Origin of the sequence: Actinomadura hibisca NBRC 15177, assembly GCF_001552635.1 — a bacterium.
Classification (GTDB): Bacteria; Actinomycetota; Actinomycetes; order Streptosporangiales; family Streptosporangiaceae; genus Spirillospora; species Spirillospora hibisca.
The window spans coordinates 12038-29684 of the sequence record NZ_BCRO01000128.1; the positions used below are offsets into that span (position 1 = coordinate 12038).

General features: G+C 70.8%; 17 protein-coding genes. 14 read left to right on the plus strand and 3 right to left on the minus strand.

Annotation, left to right across the window (positions count from 1 at the left end):
* Nucleotides 1-2: 2 nt before the first annotated feature.
* The 10 genes from pucD to alc all read left to right on the plus strand — a co-directional run bounded on the left by pucD (nucleotide 3) and on the right by alc (nucleotide 12565).
* Nucleotides 3-2327 (plus strand): xanthine dehydrogenase subunit D, encoded by a 2325-nt coding sequence (gene pucD / locus AH6_RS39995; protein ID WP_174555167.1) that lies wholly within the window; start codon nucleotides 3-5, stop codon nucleotides 2325-2327.
* 209 nt (nucleotides 2328-2536) lie between these two features.
* The gene (locus AH6_RS40000) at nucleotides 2537-3994 is read left to right on the plus strand and encodes an NCS2 family permease (protein ID WP_067491321.1); all 1458 of its coding nucleotides are present in this window, start codon (nucleotides 2537-2539) and stop codon (nucleotides 3992-3994) included.
* An 8-nt stretch (nucleotides 3995-4002) separates the two neighbouring features.
* Nucleotides 4003-5100 carry an XdhC family protein gene (locus AH6_RS40005; RefSeq protein WP_067491323.1) on the plus strand — a complete coding sequence of 366 codons (1098 nt, stop codon included), beginning with the start codon at nucleotides 4003-4005 and terminating at the stop codon, nucleotides 5098-5100.
* A gap of 24 nt (nucleotides 5101-5124) precedes the next feature.
* Complete coding sequence (locus tag AH6_RS40010) at nucleotides 5125-5511, plus strand: allophanate hydrolase-related protein (RefSeq protein WP_067491325.1); 387 nt, start codon at nucleotides 5125-5127, stop codon at nucleotides 5509-5511.
* Nucleotides 5508-6317, plus strand: a complete 810-nt coding sequence (locus AH6_RS40015) for a hydroxypyruvate isomerase family protein (RefSeq protein WP_067491327.1) — start codon at nucleotides 5508-5510, stop codon at nucleotides 6315-6317. The genes AH6_RS40010 and AH6_RS40015 overlap by 4 nt, the downstream gene beginning before the upstream one ends.
* Nucleotides 6314-7189 (plus strand): 2-hydroxy-3-oxopropionate reductase, encoded by an 876-nt coding sequence (locus AH6_RS40020; RefSeq protein WP_067491329.1) that lies wholly within the window; start codon nucleotides 6314-6316, stop codon nucleotides 7187-7189. The genes AH6_RS40015 and AH6_RS40020 overlap by 4 nt, the downstream gene beginning before the upstream one ends.
* 92 nt (nucleotides 7190-7281) lie before the next feature.
* Entirely contained in the window at nucleotides 7282-9000 is a 1719-nt protein-coding gene (gene gcl, locus AH6_RS40025) for a glyoxylate carboligase (RefSeq protein WP_067491331.1), read from the plus strand.
* A 59-nt stretch (nucleotides 9001-9059) separates the two neighbouring features.
* Nucleotides 9060-10211, plus strand: a complete 1152-nt coding sequence (locus AH6_RS40030) for a glycerate kinase (protein ID WP_067491353.1) — start codon at nucleotides 9060-9062, stop codon at nucleotides 10209-10211.
* Nucleotides 10208-11521: an allantoinase AllB gene (gene allB, locus AH6_RS40035; protein ID WP_067491333.1), complete on the plus strand. Its 1314-nt coding sequence runs from the start codon at nucleotides 10208-10210 to the stop codon at nucleotides 11519-11521. Before AH6_RS40030 ends, allB begins: the two co-directional genes overlap by 4 nt.
* Nucleotides 11522-11536: 15 nt before the next feature.
* Nucleotides 11537-12565 carry an allantoicase gene (gene alc, locus AH6_RS40040; protein ID WP_067491335.1) on the plus strand — a complete coding sequence of 343 codons (1029 nt, stop codon included), beginning with the start codon at nucleotides 11537-11539 and terminating at the stop codon, nucleotides 12563-12565.
* Between the two features lie 3 nt (nucleotides 12566-12568).
* Here the strand turns inward: alc and AH6_RS44455 are convergent, their stop codons facing one another.
* Together AH6_RS44455 and AH6_RS40045 are read right to left on the minus strand one after the other, a co-directional pair.
* Nucleotides 12569-12742: a hypothetical protein gene (locus tag AH6_RS44455; RefSeq protein ID WP_157432018.1), complete on the minus strand. Its 174-nt coding sequence runs from the start codon at nucleotides 12740-12742 to the stop codon at nucleotides 12569-12571.
* A gap of 265 nt (nucleotides 12743-13007) precedes the next feature.
* The gene (locus AH6_RS40045; protein ID WP_067491337.1) at nucleotides 13008-13358 is read right to left on the minus strand and encodes a hypothetical protein; all 351 of its coding nucleotides are present in this window, start codon (nucleotides 13356-13358) and stop codon (nucleotides 13008-13010) included.
* 111 nt (nucleotides 13359-13469) lie between these two features.
* Here AH6_RS40045 and AH6_RS40050 point away from each other — a divergent pair, with 111 nt between their 5' ends.
* From AH6_RS40050 to AH6_RS40060, 4 genes are all read left to right on the plus strand, one after another.
* Complete coding sequence (locus AH6_RS40050; RefSeq protein WP_067491340.1) at nucleotides 13470-14279, plus strand: helix-turn-helix domain-containing protein; 810 nt, start codon at nucleotides 13470-13472, stop codon at nucleotides 14277-14279.
* Complete coding sequence (locus AH6_RS43200; RefSeq protein ID WP_083983919.1) at nucleotides 14276-14470, plus strand: DUF397 domain-containing protein; 195 nt, start codon at nucleotides 14276-14278, stop codon at nucleotides 14468-14470. The genes AH6_RS40050 and AH6_RS43200 overlap by 4 nt, the downstream gene beginning before the upstream one ends.
* Before the next feature lie 117 nt (nucleotides 14471-14587).
* Nucleotides 14588-15208 (plus strand): RNA polymerase sigma factor, encoded by a 621-nt coding sequence (locus AH6_RS40055; RefSeq protein ID WP_067491345.1) that lies wholly within the window; start codon nucleotides 14588-14590, stop codon nucleotides 15206-15208.
* Nucleotides 15205-16206, plus strand: coding sequence for a CU044_5270 family protein (locus AH6_RS40060; RefSeq protein ID WP_083983920.1), 1002 nt, complete (start codon nucleotides 15205-15207; stop codon nucleotides 16204-16206). Before AH6_RS40055 ends, AH6_RS40060 begins: the two co-directional genes overlap by 4 nt.
* 65 nt (nucleotides 16207-16271) lie before the next feature.
* Here the strand turns inward: AH6_RS40060 and AH6_RS40065 are convergent, their stop codons facing one another.
* On the minus strand, nucleotides 16272-17093 hold the full coding sequence (locus AH6_RS40065) for a GNAT family N-acetyltransferase (RefSeq protein WP_157432019.1): 822 nt from the start codon (nucleotides 17091-17093) through the stop codon (nucleotides 16272-16274).
* Between the last annotated feature and the right edge of the window lie 554 nt (nucleotides 17094-17647).

A 17647-nucleotide genomic window follows, 5' to 3' on the forward strand; every position in this document is an offset into this window, starting at 1 on the left:
CCATGGCCACACCGATCAAGACCCCGGGACGCGTCGCCGCCCCCGGCCAGGGCGGCGTCGGCGACAGCCCGCTGCGCCCCGACGGCACCCTCAAGGTCGCGGGGGAGTTCGCCTACTCCTCCGACCTGTGGATGGACGGGATGCTCTGGGGCGCGACGCTCCGCAGCCCGCACCCCCGCGCCAGGATCGTGTCCATCGACATCGGCCCGGCCCTCGCCACCGCCGGCGTGCACGCCGTCCTCACCCACGAGGACGTGCCGGGCAACAAGATGTTCGGCCTCGACGAGACCGAGGACCAGCCCGTCCTGGCCATCGGCGAGGTCCGCCACCAGGGCGAGCCCATCGCCCTGGTCGCCGCCGACCACCCCGAGATCGCCCGCCGCGCGATGGAGAAGATCGCCATCGAGTGGGAGGTCCTGGAGCCGATCACCGACCCGCGCGCGGTGGTCGCCGACCCCGAGCGCCTCAAGGTCCAGGAGCGCGGCGGCATCACCCGCCACCAGCCGGTCCGCGTCGGCGACGTGGACGCGGCCCGCGCGCAGGCCGAGGTCGTCGTGTCGGGCGAGTACGAGGTCGGCATCCAGGACCAGGCGTTCCTGGGCCCGGAGTCGGGCCTCGCCGTGCCCACCGAGGACGGCGGGCTGGACATGTACGTGTCCACCCAGTGGATCCACAACGACCTCATGCAGATCGCGCCCTGCCTCGGCCTGGCCGAGGAGCAGATCCACATGACGATGGCCGGGGTCGGCGGCGCGTTCGGCGGCCGCGAGGACCTGTCCATGCAGATCCACGCCGGGATGCTGGCACTGCACACCGGCAAGCCGGTGAAGATGTCCTACAACCGGTACGAGTCGTTCTTCGGCCACGTGCACCGCCACCCGGCGCAGATGCGCTACGAGTACGGCGCGACGAAGGACGGCAAGCTCGTCTACGCGGACGTCGAGATCATCCTCGACGGCGGCGCGTACACCTCCTCCACGCAGAACGTCACCGGCAACGCCGCCTCGCTCGGCGTCGGCCCCTACGAGATCCCCAACATCAAGATCGACGCGTGGGGGGTGTTCACCAACAACCCGCCCTGCGGCGCGATGCGCGGCTTCGGCGCGGTGCAGGCGTGCTTCGCCTACGAGTCGATGATGGACAAGCTCGCCGCCGCCTGCGGGATCACCCCCGTCCAGGCCCGGCAGCGCAACGCCGTCAGCCAGGGTTCCAAGCTCGCCACCGGCCAGGTCATCACCGCGCCCGCGCCGCTGGCGGAGATGCTGGCGCGGGCCGAGGCGATGCCGCTGCCGCCCGCCGCCGACACGACCGACATCCGCAACCTGCCCGGCGGCGCGTCCCAGACCACCCACGGCGAGGGCGTGGTGCGCGGCGTCGGCTACGGCGTCGGCATCAAGAACATCTGCTTCTCCGAGGGCTTCGACGACTACTCCACCGCCCGCGTCCGGCTGGAGGTGATCGGCGGCGAGGCCACCGCGCTGGTGCACACCGCCGCCGCCGAGGTCGGCCAGGGCCTGGTCACCCTGAAGGCGCAGATCGCGCGCACCGAGCTGGGCATCCAGCGGGTGACGATCGCGCCCGCCGACAACACCATCGACAGCGCCGGGTCCTCCAGCGCGTCCCGCCAGTCCTACATGACCGGCGGCGCGGTCAAGACCGCCAGCGAGGCCGTGCGCGCCGAGCTGCTGGCCATGGCCCGCCGCAAGCTCGGCCACCGTATGGACGACCGCGGGGCCGACGACCTGAGCGTGGTCGGCGGCAAGGTCGTCTCGCGGTCGGCCGGGGTGCTGGCCTCGGTCGAGGAGGTCCTCGGCGAGGACGTCATCGAGGAGACCCGCAAGTACCACCACCGCCCGACCACCGGCATGGACCCCGTGACGGGCCAGGGCGACAGCCACACCCAGCTCGCGCTGTGCGTGCACCGCGCCGTGGTGGACGTCGACGTGGACCTCGGCCTGGTCAAGGTCGTGGAGATGGCCGCCGTCCAGGACGTCGGCAAGATCCTCAACCGGCTGTCGCTGGAGGGCCAGATCCACGGCGGCTCCGCGCAGGGCCTCGGCCTCGCGGTGATGGAGGAGATCGTGGTGACCGGCGGCCTGGTCCGCAACCCCTCCTTCACCGACTACCTCATCCCGACCATCCTCGACATGCCGCCCATGCGGCTCGACATCCTCGAAAACCCCGACCCCGACGCCCCATACGGGCTGCGGGGGGCCGGAGAGCCACCCACGCTCTCCTCGACGCCGGCCGTCGTCGCGGCCATCCGCGACGCCACCGGCAAAGCGCTCACCCGAGTGCCGGTCCGCCCGGAGCACATCATCGCCTGACCAGGCGCGTTCCACCCGGGCCCGGGACGGTGACGGAGGAGAGCCGTCCCGGGCCAGCCTCCGGTTTCAGCAGTTGATCAACAGGGGCAGCCCGGCCGTGTGCTTGGGGGACGGCGGGACAGACCCCACAACCGCACCGATCGAACCGAACGGACGGGCCCCACCGGCCCGCCCGCGGGCCGATCGCGCCCTGAAGGAGGGCACGAACCGTGACCGAGACCCAAGCCCCACCGCCCCAGTCCCCGGCCCCCGACCCCTCGGCGGGACCCCGATCACCGCTGGACCGGTTCTTCGACCTGTCCGGCCGGGGCACCACCGTCGCCCGCGAGGTGCGCGGCGGCGTCACCACCTTCTTCGCGATGGCCTACCTGGTCGTCCTCATCCCCCTGATCATCGGTGACGCCAAGGACGTCACCGGCGCCACCCTGGACCCCGCCCAGCTCACCACGATGGTCGCGCTGTCGGCGGGCCTGTCCACCCTGCTGATGGGCCTGGTCGGCAACGCGCCGCTGGCGATGGCCGCCGGGCTCGGCGTCACGCCGATCGTGGTGTTCCAGGCCGCCCCGCACATGACCTGGCCGCAGGCGATGGGCCTGGTGGTGCTGGAGGGCGTGGTCATCGTGCTGTTCGCCGTCACCGGCGTCCGGCAGCTGATCATGGACGCGATCCCGCTGGCGCTCAAGCAGGCCATCGGCGTCGGCATCGGCGGGTTCATCGCGCTGATCGGCCTGGTGGACGCCGGGTTCGTCGGGCACCACGCCACCGCCGCCACCCCCGTCACGCTCGGGGTGTTCGGGAAGCTGGCGGGCTGGCCGGTGCTGGTGTTCTGCGTCGGCCTGATCCTGATGCTGGTGTTGTTCGTGCGGCGGGTGCCGGGCGCGATGCTGATCGGCATCGTGGCCGCGACCGTCGTGGCCGTGGTCGTCAACTCGGTCGCCAAGATCGACCCCAAGACGTGGGGGCCGGTGGAGCCGAAGCTGCCCGACTCGGTCGTGGCGAGCCCGAAGTTCGACCTGCTTTTTGAGTTCGACCTGATCGGCGGGTTCGAGCGGGCCGGGATGGTGACCGCCTCGGTGGTGCTGTTCACGCTGGTGTTGTCGGGCTTCTTCGACGCGATGGGCACCATCCTCGGCGTCTGCGAGGAGGCGAAGATGCTGGACGAGGACGGCAAGCTGCCCGGCCTCTCCAAGATCCTCACCGTGGACGGCTTCGGCGCGATCATCGGCGGCGGCATCAACGGCTCGGCCAACACCGCGGTCGTGGAGTCGGCGGCGGGCGTCGCCGAGGGCGCCCGCACCGGCCTCGCCAGCGTGGTGACCGGCGGCCTGCTCACCGCGCTGATCTTCTTCACCCCGCTGGCCGGGGTGGTGCCGGTCGGCGCCGCCGCGCCCGCGCTGGTGCTGGTCGGCGCGCTGATGATGACCCATGTCCGCAAGATCGACTGGGACGACCTGGACATCGCGGTCCCGGCCTTCCTGACCATCGTGCTGATGCCGTTCACCTACTCCATCACCGTCGGCGTCGCGGCCGGCGTGCTGGCCTACACCGTCATCAAGCTGGCCCGCGGCAAGCTCGGCCAGATCCACTGGCTGCTGTACGTGCTGTCGGCGGTGTTCGTCGTCTACTTCGCGCTGCACCCGATCGAGAAGGCGCTAGGGATCAACTAGGAGGCTCCATGCGTGAGATCGCCGACCGGCTCCGCGCCTGGCACGACGCCGGGACCGCGTACGCCGTCGCCACCGTCGTGGCGGTCGGGGGCAGCGCCCCCCGGCGGCCCGGCGCGGCCATGGCGGTCGCCGCCGACGGCGAGGCCGTGGGCAGCGTGTCCGGCGGTTGCGTCGAGGGCGCGGTGTACGAGTTGTGCCGCGAGGCGCTGCGCACCGGGGAAACGGTGCGCGAGAGCTTCGGCTACAGCGACGACGACGCGTTCGCGGTCGGCCTGACCTGCGGCGGGACCATCGAGGTCCTGGTGCGGCCGGGCCCGGTGCCGGACGCGGCGCTGGCGGCGATCTCACGCGACGAGCAGGTGGCGGTGGTGCAGGTCATGCCGCCCGCACAAGGGATCCTGGCCGTCTGGCCGGACCGCCACGACGGCACCACCGGCTTCGCCGACGTGGACCAGGCCGTCATCGGCGAGGCCCGCGCGATGCTGGACGGCGGCAGGACCGGCTCCATCTCGGTCCGCTGCCGCGAGGACCTGGACGTGTTCGTCTGCTCCTACGCGCCCGCGCCCCGCCTGCTGGTGTTCGGCGCGATCGACTACGCGACGGCCGTCGCCGGGGTCGGCAAGTTCCTCGGCTACCGCGTCACCGTCTGCGACGCGCGGCCGGTCTTCGCGACGCCCGCGCGCTTTCCCGCCGCCGACGAGGTGGTCGTGGACTGGCCGCACCGCTACCTGGCGGCGCAGGCCGAGCGGGGCGCGGTGGACGGCCGCACCGTCATCTGCGTGCTCACCCACGACGCCAAGTTCGACGTCCCCCTGCTGGAGGTCGCGCTGCGGCTGCCCGTCGCCTACGTCGGCGCGATGGGCTCGCGGCGCACGCACGACGACAGGCTCGCCCGGCTTCGTCGAACCGGGTTGTCCGACCGGGAACTGGCGCGGCTGCGCTCCCCGATCGGACTCGACCTCGGGGCCCGCACCCCCGAGGAGACGGCCGTGGCGATCGCGGCGGAGTTCGTCGCCGCGCGCCGCGGAGGTACCGCGCTGCCCCTGGGGCAGACCAACGGGCCTATCCACCACGATCGATCGGCTTCCGCGTCAGCGGTGGCCTAGACCTGGAGGAAAGGACACGTTTCCATGCCGCTCATCTTTCTGAACGGCGGGGCGATGCGCGGGGGACCGCTGCATCACCTGCTCGACGGCGCGCCGCTGGTGGCCACGACCACCACCGCGCCCCGGTACCGCTTCTACTCGGTCGGGGACCAGTGCCCCGCCCTCTCGCCCGTCGCGCACGGCGGCGTGGCGGTGTCCGGCGAGGTGTTCGACGTCCCGATGGACGTCCTGCGCGACCGGCTGCTGCCCGCCGAGCCGCCCGAGCTGGAGCTCGGCGTGATCGAGCTCGCCGACGGGTCCTCGTCGCTGGCGATGCTGCTGCGCCGCCCGCACACCTCGTACGCGAGGCTGACCGACATCACCGAGTACGGCGGCTGGGACGCCTACCGACGAACGAAGGAGGCGGCGTGACGCGCAGGTACGCGGTCAACTGCTCCATCCTGTTCACCGAGCTTCCGCTGCTGGAGCGCCCGGCGGCGGCGAAGGCGGCGGGGTTCGACGCCGTGGAGTTCTGGTGGCCGTGGCCCGAGGCGGCCGTGCCGTCCGACGCCGAGGTGGATGCGTTCTGCGCGGCGATCGCGGACGCGGGCGTCCAGCTCATCGGCCTCAACTTCTACGCCGGGGACATGCCGGCGGGGGAGCGGGGCGTGTTGTCGGACCCGGCGCGCGCGACCGAGTTCCGCGACAGCGTCGCGGTGCTGGTCAAGATCGCGGAGCGCACGGGCGTCCGAGCGTTCAACGCTCTTTACGGGCAGCGGCTCGACGGCGTCTCGACGGAGGAGCAGGACCGCGTCGCCGTCCAGAACCTCGCCTACGCCGCCCGCCAGGTCGGCGCGTTCGGCGGGACCGTGCTGGTCGAGCCGCTCGCACGCGGCCTGAACGGCGCGTACCCGCTGGAGACCGCCGAGGATGCGGTCGCGGTCGTGGAGCGGGTGCGCGCCGAGGGCGTCCAGAACGTCCGCTTCCTGTTCGACAGCTTCCACCTCGTCAGCAACGGCGACGATCTCGACAAGGTCGCCCGCGCCCACGCCGCCGACATCGGCCACGTGCAGATCGCCGACGTCCCCGGCCGGGGCCGTCCCGGCACCGGCGGCATCGACTTCACCGCGCTGTTCGGCGTGCTGGACGGCATCGGCTACGCGGGCTGGATCTCGCTGGAGTACAAGCCGCAGGGTCCGTCCGCCCAGGAGTTCCAGTGGTTGGAGGACCACGCATGAGCAACATCGCCTTCATCGGGCTCGGGATCATGGGCGCGCCCATGGCCGCCCACCTCGCCCGCGCCGGGCACCAGGTCGTCGGGTACGACGTGCTGCCCAAGGGGCTGGACGCGCTGGTCGCGGCGGGCGGGACCGCCGCCGCCGACATCGCCGAGGCCGTCGCCGCCGCCGAGATCGTCATCACGATGTTGCCGCAGGACGAGCACGTCGAGGAGGTCTTCTACGGCGGCCTGCTCGACAACGCCAAGCCCGGCACCCTCTACATCGACTTCTCCACCATCAAGCCCGAGACCTCCGCGAAGGTCGCCGCGGCCGGGAGGGAACGCGGGCTGCGCGTGCTCGACGCGCCGGTCAGCGGTGGCGAGAAGGGCGCGGTGGACGCGGTCCTGTCCATCATGGTCGGCGGGGCGGCGGAGGACTTCGCCGCCGCACGGCCCGTCTTCGAGGTCGTCGGCAAGACGTTCGAGCTGGTCGGCGGCAACGGCGCGGGCCAGTACGTCAAGGCCGCCAACCAGCTCATCGTCGGCGGCACCTACGCGCTGGTCGCCGAGGCGATCGTGCTGATGGAGGCCGCGGGCGTGGACGCCAAGGCCGGGCTCGACGTGATCGCCGGGGGCCTCGCCGCCTCCCGCATCCTCGACCTCAAGCGCGACTCGATGCTGGCGCGTCAGTTCCAGCCGGGGTTCCGCATCGACCTGCACCACAAGGACATGGGCATCGCGACCGCCGCCGCCCGCTCCGCCGACGTGGCGCTGCCGATGACCGCGCAGGTCGCCCAGCTCATCGCCGCCGCCCGCGCCCAGGGGCACGGCCCGCTCGACCACTCCGCGCTGCTGAAGGTCGTCGAAGACCTGTCCGGCCGCGCCTCCTAGACCCTCCCAACCCAGAACGGACGGCCGGTCCCCGACCGAGCGCCAACTCCAACCAGGAGGCCGGCCGTCCGCCCCAGAAGGGACATTCCATCATGGCGAAGATCCCCGTCATGCAGGCGGTCGTCGAGGTCCTCAAGTCCGAGGGCGTCGACATCGCCTACGGCTGCCCCGGTGCCGCGATCCTGCCGCTGTACAAGGCGATGGAGACCGACGGCGGCATCGCGCACCTGATCGTCCGGCACGAGGAGGGCGCCACCCACATGGCCGACGGGTGGTCGCGCACCACCGGCAAGGTCGGCGTGGCGATCGGCACCTCGGGCCCGGCCGGCACCAACATGATCACCGGCCTGTACACCGCGCACGCCGACTCGGTCCCGATCCTGGTCATCACCGGCCAGGCCGCCTCCAGCAAGCTGCACCAGGAGGCGTTCCAGGCGGTGGACATCGTGGAGATCGCCAAGCCCGTCACCAAGTGGGCGGTGCAGGTCAAGGAGGCCGCGCAGGCCCCGTGGATCTTCCGCGAGGCGTTCCGGCGGGCGAAGTCGGGGCGGCCCGGCCCGGTGCTGATCGACCTGCCGATCGACGTGCAGAAGCAGGAGATCGAGTGGGACGCCTCGATCGACGCGCCGCTGCCGATCACGCCCGTCGAGCCGCACCGGCCGCGCGTCGAGCGCGCCCTGGACCTGCTGCTGGCCGCCGAGCGGCCGCTCATCCTGGCGGGCGGCGGCGTGATCCTCGCCGACGCGCACGCCGAGCTGGTCGAGCTGGCCGAGCTGCTCCAGATCCCGGTGCAGGCCACGCTGATGGGCAAGGGCGCGATCGACGAGGACCACCCGCTGTACGCGGGCATGACCGGCATCCAGACGTCGCAGCGCTACGGCAACGCCTCGTTCCTGGAGTCCGACCTCGTGCTCGCGCTGGGCGCGCGGTTCGGCGACCGGCACACCGGGCAGCTCGACGTCTACCAGGGCGACCGGACGTTCATCCACGTGGACATCGAGCCGACGCAGATCGGCAAGGTGTTCGGTCCGGACCTCGGCGTCGTGTCCGACACGCGGCTGTTCCTGCGCGCGATCATCGACCTGGCGCGGGAACGCGGCGTGCGCGGCGAGCCGGGCGCGTGGACGGCCCGCGTCCAGGAGCTCAAGGCGACGCTGACCCGCCGCGAGGACTTCGACGACGTGCCGATCAAGGCCCCGCGCGTCTACAAGGAGATCAACGAGTTCTACTCGGCCGACACCTACTTCGTGACGGCGATCGGGCTCTACCAGATCTGGGGCGGCCAGCACCAGAAGGCCCCCAAGCCCCGGCACTACCAGGTGTGCGGGCAGGCGGGGCCGCTGGGCTGGGAGATCCCGGCGGCGATCGGCGTCAAGACGGCGCTGGCCAAGAGCGACCCGGACGCCGAGGTCGTCGGCATCGTCGGCGACTACGGCTTCCAGTTCCTGGTGGAGGAGCTGGCGGTGGCGGCGCAGTACGACGTGCCGTTCGTGCTCATCATGATCAACAACGAGTACCTCGGGCTGATCCGGATGGCCGAGGACCACGGCGGCTACGGCATGAAGTACGAGGTGGACATCCACTACGACGCCTACGGCACCGACAACGTCAAGATCATGGAGGCGTACGGCTGCGCGGGCACGCGGGTGGTGGAGCCCGACGAGATCCGCCCGGCGCTGGAGTGGGCGCGCAAGGAGGCCGACCGCACCTCGCGGCCGGTGCTGGTGGAGATCATGATCGAGCGCGAGGCCGACACCGCCAACGGCGTGCGCATCGACCGGATGCGCGAGTACGAGCCGGTCCCGGAGTGACACGCGCTGGAAACCGCCATCAGGGATAGTCGGTAATGAACCAGGCGAAGGAGGGCGACATGCGGGGTCACGTCGTGATCGCACCCGACAAGTTCAAGGGCTCGCTCACCGCGGGCGAGGTCGCCCGGCACGTGGCGGCCGGGTTGCGGCGGGTGCGGCCGGACCTCCCCATCGTCGCCCTCCCGGTCGCCGACGGCGGCGACGGCACCGTGGACGCGGCCGTCGCCGCCGGGTTCGCCCGGCTCCAGACCAGCGTGACCGGCCCCACCGGCGAGCCGGTCACCGCCTGCTACGCCGTCCGCGACACCACGGCCGTCATCGAGCTGGCCGAGGCGTCCGGCCTGCGGCGGCTCCCCGGCGAACCCGCGCCGCTCACCGCGACCAGCCGGGGGACCGGCGAGCTGATCGACGCGGCGCTGCGCGGCGGCGCGCGGCGCATCGTGCTCGGGCTCGGCGGCAGCGCGTCCACCGACGGCGGCGCGGGCATGGCCGCTGCCCTGGGCGTCCGATTCCTGGACGCTGAGGGTAGGGAACTGTCACCCGGCGGCGCGGCCCTGCGTTCGCTGGCGACCATCGACGTCGGCGACCTGCCGCGACGCCTGCGGGACGTCGAGGTGATCGTCGCCAGCGACGTGGACAACCCCCTGCTCGGCCCCGAGGGCGCGGCGGCGATCTTCGCGCCGCAGAAGGGCGCGTCCCCCGCCCAGGTCCGCACGCTGGAGAACGGCCTGGCCCGGCTGGAGGCCGTCGCCCGCCGCGATCTCGGCGCGTACGCCGCCAAGCGCGCGGGCGCGGGCGCGGCCGGGGGCGTCGGCTTCGGCGCGATGGTGTTCCTGAACGCCACCGTGCGCCCCGGCATCGGCTACCTGCTGGACCTGCTCGACTTCGCCGGGCAGGCGGCCGGGGCGCGCCTGGTCATCACCGGCGAAGGCTCCCTGGACCGGCAGTCGCTGCGCGGCAAGGCCCCGATCGGTGTCGCCCGCGCCGCCGCCCGCGAGGGCGTGCCCGCGGTCGCGGTCGCGGGCCGCCGCACCCTCACCGGCGAGCAGCTCCGCAAGGCCCGCCTGCAGAGCGCCTACGCCCTCACCGACCTCGAATCCGACCCGGAGCGGTGCATGGCCGAAGCAGGCCCGCTGCTCGAACGACTGGCGGAGGAGATCGGCCGCACCTGGCTGGACGACTCCGCCGACCCCAGAGGAGGAGCGGTTTGAGCGACGACTACGACCTGGTGATCAGGTCCCGGAGGGCGGTGCTGCCCTATGGGGAGCGGCCCGCGGCGATCGGCGTGCGGGACGGGCGCATCGCGGCTATTGAGGACGTGGACGCGGCGCTGCCCGCGGCGGCCGAGGTGGACCTCGGCGACATCGCGTTGCTGCCCGGCCTGGTGGACACCCACGTCCACATCAACGAGCCGGGCCGCACGGAGTGGGAGGGGTTCGCGACCGCTACGCGCGCCGCTGCCGCCGGGGGCGTGACGACGCTGGTGGACATGCCGCTGAACTCGTTGCCGCCGACGACGACGGTGGACGCGCTGCGCGTGAAGCAGGAGGCGGCGCGCGGCAACGTGCTGGTTGACGTGGGCTTTTGGGGCGGTGCGATCCCTGGGAACGTTCCCGACCTGGCTCCGCTGCATGAGGCGGGGGTGTTCGGCTTCAAGTGCTTCACCTCGGACTCGGGCGTGCCGGAGTTCCCGCCGCTGTCCCCGGCCGAGCAGCACGAGGCGTTCTCTGCGATCGCGGCTCTGGACGGCCTGGTCATCGTGCATGCGGAGGACCCGCAAGCCCTGACGGAGCCTGCTGCCGGGGACTACGGCTCGTTCCTGGCCTCGCGCCCGCCGTCCGCCGAGCGCAGCGCGATCGAGCAGGTCATCCGGCTGGTCGAGCAGACCGGGGTGCGCGCGCACATCCTGCACCTGTCGGCGGCCGACGCCCTGGAGCCCCTGGCCAAGGCGCAGACACGGGGCCTGCGCATCAGCGCCGAGACGTGCCCGCACTACCTGACGCTCGCGGCCGAGGACGTTCCGGACTCCACTTCGACGGCGTACAAGTGCTGCCCGCCGATCCGCGACACGGGCAACCGCGAGGAGTTGTGGCGCGGCCTGGCGGACGGCGTGATCTCGTGCGTCGTCACCGACCACTCGCCCTGCACGCCCGACCTGAAAGAGGGCGACTTCGCCACCGCCTGGGGCGGCGTCTCGTCGCTGCAACTGGGCCTGTCGGCGGTCTGGACGGCGGCTCGGGCACGCGGCCACTCGCTCTCGTCCGTCATCGGCTGGATGGCCGAAGCACCGGCCGCCCTGGCGGGCCTGAACCACCGCAAGGGCCGGATCGCCCTGGGCCACGACGCCGACCTGGTGGCGTTCGCCGCCGACGAGCCGCACGTGGTGGACCCGGCCGCGCTGCACCACCGCAACCCGGTCACCCCGTACGCGGGCCGCGCGCTGGTCGGCCTCGTCCAGGCGACGTGGTTGCGCGGCGAGGTCATCGACGACACCCCGCGCGGCACCCTGCTGCACCGCTGAGATAGGAGAACCCCTGTGAGCGACTTCCTCTCCCTCCCCGACCTGGCCGTGCGCCCCCTCGGCGGCTCGGTGATCGCCGCGAGCGACGAGTCCTTCGAGGCCAAGGAGAAACTGATCAACCCGTGGGCCCCGGCGTTCTCCCCGGAGACGTTCGGGCCGAAGGGGCAGGAGTACGACGGCTGGGAGACCGCGCGGCGGCGTCCGGACGAGCACGGCGAGCTGGGCCATGACTGGGCGATCGTGCGGCTGGGACTGCCCGGCGTGATCCGGGGCGTGGTGATCGACACGGCGTGGTTCAAGGGCAACTACCCGCCGCACGCCTCGGTCGAAGCCTGCGCGGCGGACGGCTTCCCGTCCCCGGCCGACCTGGCGCAGGCGGAGTGGGTGGAGATCGTGCCGAAGAGCCCGCTGAAGGGCGACGAGGCGCACCACTTCGACGTTTCGGTGGAGCGGCGCTTCACGCACGTGCGGCTGAACATGTTCCCGGACGGGGGGATCGCGCGGCTGCGCGTGCACGGTGAGGTGGTGCCCGACCCGGCGCTGCTGAACGGGCTGACGGTGGACCTGGCGGCGCTGGAGAACGGCGCACGCGTGACGTCCTGCTCGAACATGTTCTACTCCTCGCCGGACAACATGTTGTTCCCGGGCTGGGCGCGGAACCAGGCGGAGGGGTGGGAGACGGCGCGTCGTCGGGACGAGGGGAACGACTGGGCGGTCATCAAGCTGGCCGCACCGGGGGTGATCCGCCTGGCGGAGTTCGACACGATCAACTTGAAGTTCAACTCTCCCGCCGCCGTGGCGCTGTCGGGAATCGACGCCCGCTCGGCGGACCTGGACGACCCGGCGGCGTGGGCGGAGCTGCTGCCCCGCACGCAGATCCAGCCGGACGGCCGCCACCGCCTACGCCTAGAGGAAGCGGCAGAGGTGACGCACGTCCGCGTGGACATCTACCCGGACGGCGGCCTGGCGCGCCTGCGCCTGTTCGGCGACGTGACGCCTGCGGGGGAGGAGTCGCTGACCGCGCGCTACGAGGAACTGACCTGACGCCTAGGAGAAGTCGTCCTCGTCCAAGGCGGCGAGGTTCCGCTCAGCGTAAGTGGTGATGAGGGCGATGGTGGAAGGCAACATGCCGTGCTGCCGTAGGGCTTCCTCATAGGCGGCCTTAGTGACTTCTAGGGCGGCGTGAAGAATGGCCTTCTGCGCGGTCAGTGCTTCTTCCATGGCGCGGGCTCGTTTTCTGTAGGGAGCGCGGAGTTTCCGTAGGCGCGCGCGAGTTCGACGGCGAGTTCTGGAGCCGTGTACGCGCGCGCGAGGAAAGTGCGTTTGTTGACGCACAACACGGCGTGCCACATACCTTGGGCGTCGCAGAGGATTCCGTGGTGCGGGTACGCCTTGCGTAGGTAGGCGAGCCATTCGGCGACGGTGAGGGGGACGGGACCCGGCAGGACGCCACCGGCCGGGCCCCGTCCCTCCCCTCCTGGGATGGTCATGGCACTGACCTGCTTTTTCGCCCCAGCAGGTGCCAGCGGGGCCGGCTCGTGCGGTGGGCCTGGAGATCCCGCGCGAGGGCCTGCGCTTTCTCGGCGACCGTTTCTCCGGGGACCTCACCGCAGGCGTCGGTCCAGACGATGATGGCGGGGGGACCGGGCGGCCTATCAATGATCTTCACCCGGACGGTGCGCGTGATCTCCGGGACAAAGCGATTGATGATCTCCAGCTCACTTTTCCCGTTGACGGTGAGGAGCATCTTCGTCAGCGATTCGCGCCACGGCGACAGTGCTTCGCTGAGTCCCTCCAGATAGTCGCGCTCGGTTCGCGGCTTGATGAACTGCGGCATGATCGCATTCCTTGGATTCGTCCCCGAAAGGTGTCTTCACGCTTTAGACTGCTCTCCGGCAAGCGTTCACGGGAGACTTACGCACGTTTTTGAAACCCGGAAGAGTGATCAATGACCGCCGCAGAGTCACTGAACCCCGAGTCCTCGCTCTGGCACTACATCGCTGTTCACCTGCGAAAAGAGCGGCTCCGACGCAAGCTGACCCTCACCGATGTCGCCATGATCATTGGCGCTGACAAAGCGCGGGTTTCAAGCTACGAGGCGGGCCGTCTGAGGATCACCGTTCCGCACGCGGAGGCGCTAGACCAGGCGTGGGGAACGATGATCGCGGTTCTCCGGAAGATAGCGGTCAAGATCAGTCTGGATGAGGACTGGGCCAAGCAACTTTGGGACTTCGAGGACGGGGCCCTCATCATCAAGATCTACTTCGGTGAGGTCGTGCCCGGACCGGCGCAGACGGAGGACTATGCGAGGGCGCTGGTGACGGCGGGTCGCATAGTGCGAGATATCGACAAGGCCGTCAAGCGTCGGCTGGAGCGCAAGAAGATGCTGATGGAGCAGCTGGCCAGCATGCGCTTGTGGTTGCTGGTCGATGAGCGGGCGTTCCACTTGCCGGGTATCCCGCCGGAAGTGATGCGAGGGCAAGCCGCGGCTCTTCTGGAACTTTCGCAAGAGGCAAGTGTCAGAATTGTGCCGATCGCGGCATTGCCCCACGTCGGGGTGGAGGGAGACTTCGAGCTGATCACTACGACCTCCGGGGCGGAGGTGGCCTATGTCTGGGCGCAACTGGGTGGAAGGCTGGTGCACGACACTCCGGATTGGCGGGAACTCGCGCTACGGTGGGACCAAATCGGGGCATCTGCCCTGACCGAAGAGGGTTCGCGAGATTTTCTCAGGAACAAGTTGGAGCGTCTTAAGTGATCCAGTGGCGCAAGAGCAGCTACTCCGGCGTAGGCGGCTCCACTGGAGACTGTGTCGAAGTAGCCGACCTCGGCGCAACTGTCAGCCTCCGCGACAGCAAGAACCCCACTGGCCCCAACCTCGCACTATCGGACGACGCCTTCCGAATCCTCCTCCAAAGTATCAAGAAAACCGGGCGCGACCTGGCGTAACGGCAGCAAGCCGCCTAGACGGGAACGTCGCCCTCCTCTCACGATCCAGTCATCCGGCATTCGCCTCCGTGACCGGGGTCACATGGAACCCACCCGGGTGGCCGGACAGGGCGTGATGTGGAGTTGTCAGCGCGAGCCCGGATACGGGCAGGTGACCCCGCCGCGTTCGGGGACCTTTTCGATGAGCACGCACGGGTGGTGTACCGCTATGCGGTCCGGGTCACCGGGAACTGGGCGGTGGCCGAGGACATCGTGTCGCTCACCTTCCTGGAGGCGTGGCGGCTGCGGGCGAAGATCCGATTAGAGGGCGAGTCGCTGCGGCCCTGGTTGCTGGGCATCGCGACCAACGTCCTGCGCAACGCGGCCCGGTCCGCTCGGCGGCACGAGGCGGCGATGAACCGGATGCCCGGCCGGGACGTGGTGCCGGACTTCTCCGACGAGCTCGTGGGCCGTCTCGCCGACGCCGAGGAGCTGGCCGCCGCGCGCGTCGCGCTCGGCCGGTTGCGCAAGGCCGAACGCGAGGTGTTCACACTCTGCGTCTGGGCGGGCCTGAGCTACGCGGAGGCCGCCGAGGCGCTCGGCGTCCCGCAAGGCACCGTGCGCTCGCGGCTGTCGCGGGCCCGTACCCGGCTGCGCAAACTCACCGATGCCGAACGGGAACCCCCGTCCGGCGGCGGACAGCTCATCAGTGACGACCGCGCGAACGCGGTCCGGTCGAAGCAGGAGAGGCACTCATGAACGGCACCCCACGGCGCGGACCCGAAGCCGACGAGCTCGCTGAGCTCGCCCGGCTCCTGCCGCCTCCGGGCGACCCGGAGCTCTCCGACGGCCGGCACCACCTCCTCAAGGAGCACCTGATGCTGCAGATCGAAGAGCCCGCGACCGCCCCGCACCGCCCCAAGCGCCGCCGGTTCGTGCTGGTGGCGGCCCCGCTCGCCGCCGCGGCCGTGGCAGCGGCAGGTCTGTTCGCCATCCCGCACGGCGACGACACCCCGCCCTCGTCCCCGCCCGCGGCCGAGTCCGGCGACGAGGCCAGCGCCACCGTGCTGCTGGACCGCGTCTCGCTGGTCGCCGCGCGTCAGCCCGCCCTGTCCGTGGGCAAGAACCAGTTCGTCTACATCAAGAGCAAGGTCGCCTGGACCGCCCAGGAGGGCAACGGACCGCGGATTCTGCAGCCGCTGCGGGAGCGCGAGGTCTGGAAGCCGCAGAGCCCTGGGAAGCGCGGCCTGCTGCGGACGCCGAACGTGAAGGGCAAGGAGCCGCCGCTGATCGGTACGGAGGAGGACATGACCTACCGGAAGCTCACCGCCCTGCCGACCGAGCCGGGCGCCCTGCTGGCCGGTGTCTACGCGAAGATCCCGAAGTCCGGCAAGACCGCCGACCCGGCCGCCCGGAACGCCGCGGCCTTCCAGGAACTCGGCCATCTCCTGAGCGAACAGATTCTGCCGCCCAAGCTCGCCGCCGCCGTCTACCGCGCGGCCGCGAAGATCCCCGGCGTGCGCGTGGTGCCCGACTCGGTCGACGCGGCGGGCCGGCACGGCGTGGCCGTCGCGCTGGTCGCCTACGGCGAGCGCAGCGAATGGATCTTCGACAAGAAGACGCTGACCTACCTGGGCGAACGCGGCTACATGGTGGAGGACACCAAGCACGCGAAGAAGGGCATGACCACCGCCACCACCGCCGTCCTCCAGCGCGGCGTAGTGAACAAGGCCGGCGAACTCCCCACCAAGCCGTAACCCACCCACCCCGGGAGCGGCCCGCCCGCTCCCGGGGCGACGCGCAGCCTCCAGAGAAGGCAGCGTCAAAGGCGGAGTTCGTGAACGAACCCCAGACTGGAGAGTCCTTCTGAGAGGTAGAGAGTTTCGGCCGCCGAACCCGAAGCCGCCTGGAGCACCTTGTAGCGGGCACCATGCGCCCAGCCCCACCCCATCGACGCCTGCCACAGCCGTCGACCGTGGCCCCACCCCCGATACTCGGGAAGGACGGTGAAGTACTGCGGCGGCTGATGTCGTACGCCCTGGGCGTCGGCCATCGTGGACAGCGGCCCGACGGCACCCACGATGCGCCGGTCTTCCACTGCCACAAGAACAGGGCCGTCCTCACACTGGCTCATCCGACTCATCAGAAACGCGAATCCCGGCTCCCCGGCCTGGCTGGCGGCATCGACGAACGCGGTGAAGGTGTCAGCCACCGTGCAGTCACGCAGTTCGGTGACGCCGTCATGGTCTCGCGCGTCGCTGTGGCTCAGCTCTTTGAGCATCAGCCGGGCCTTGGACTCCTCGGACTGGCCATTGCACCACAACAACCTGGCTCCGCTATGGACCCCGAAGACCATCGCCAGCTTCCGGGCCCACTCCATGATCTCCGCCTCGCGCGGGTCCGGCCCGTAGCAGTAGACCTTGACGGAACCTCGGCCCCGAAGTGACAGAGCAGGAATCAGGGTCCGGTCCGGACCATGGACGATCTCGCCCGCGAGAACGCGCTCATCCTTCTCAGAGAGCCAGCGCCGGTCCTTGTCCCAAGGGAGAAAACCGCCGGTGTCGGCGACATCGAGCACCGCGTGGAAGAGGTCGGCCGAGGCGCACCCGGGTCCGACCACGCCGAGCGTGGGAACGTAGGGCACCGAGACCCTTGGGCCCAACCAGTCCCACCGGAATCTCACACACCGCAGGCTAGCCCCGCCCACGCACGCGACAGGTCACTTATGCGACCTCGAATGTTCATCCCCGTGGCTGCACGGCTGACCCGCATCTCTACGGAGGTCTGACGTCCGCTGGTGCCGAGGTGCTGGAGGCTCGCCGGAATGAGTCTGCTCGACGGCGGAGGGCCGCTCCGGCCGTCGCTGCTCGCGCAGCGCTTGCAGCAGCGCCTTCGACAGCGCCCACATGTAGCCCATGTAATGATCATGACGTCTGGAACGGTCCGATGCGCGCCAAAGATCGCTTTCTTAAGACACCGGTAAGGTTCGCGCCGGGGACAGGCTCAAGGGCCTGCGTGGAAAACCGGCACGGGCTGAGCTGGGTGGGCACCTGCGCCAACCCCGCGCGGGGTTGGGGTTGGTGGGCTCCTGGATCAACCCCGTGCGGGCTGGGGTTGGCGGTCGGGCGCGGAAACCCCGTACGGGCTGGGCTGGGTGGGCACGTGCACAAACCCGCGCGGGGCCGGGGTCGCTGGTTT

Excerpts from the sequence above, each read along its gene's own strand:
- AH6_RS40010 (WP_067491325.1), top strand. The coding sequence starts at position 5,125 with ATGCCGCTCATCTTTCTGAACGGCGGGGCGATGCGCGGGGGACCGCTG.
- pucD (WP_174555167.1), top strand. The coding sequence starts at position 3 with ATGGCCACACCGATCAAGACCCCGGGACGCGTCGCCGCCCCCGGCCAG.
- AH6_RS40005 (WP_067491323.1), top strand. The coding sequence starts at position 4,003 with ATGCGTGAGATCGCCGACCGGCTCCGCGCCTGGCACGACGCCGGGACC.
- gcl (WP_067491331.1), top strand. The coding sequence starts at position 7,282 with ATGGCGAAGATCCCCGTCATGCAGGCGGTCGTCGAGGTCCTCAAGTCC.
- AH6_RS40060 (WP_083983920.1), top strand. The coding sequence starts at position 15,205 with ATGAACGGCACCCCACGGCGCGGACCCGAAGCCGACGAGCTCGCTGAG.
- AH6_RS44455 (WP_157432018.1), bottom strand. The coding sequence starts at position 12,742 with ATGGAAGAAGCACTGACCGCGCAGAAGGCCATTCTTCACGCCGCCCTA.
- AH6_RS40050 (WP_067491340.1), top strand. The coding sequence starts at position 13,470 with ATGACCGCCGCAGAGTCACTGAACCCCGAGTCCTCGCTCTGGCACTAC.
- AH6_RS40030 (WP_067491353.1), top strand. The coding sequence starts at position 9,060 with ATGCGGGGTCACGTCGTGATCGCACCCGACAAGTTCAAGGGCTCGCTC.
- AH6_RS40020 (WP_067491329.1), top strand. The coding sequence starts at position 6,314 with ATGAGCAACATCGCCTTCATCGGGCTCGGGATCATGGGCGCGCCCATG.
- AH6_RS40045 (WP_067491337.1), bottom strand. The coding sequence starts at position 13,358 with ATGCCGCAGTTCATCAAGCCGCGAACCGAGCGCGACTATCTGGAGGGA.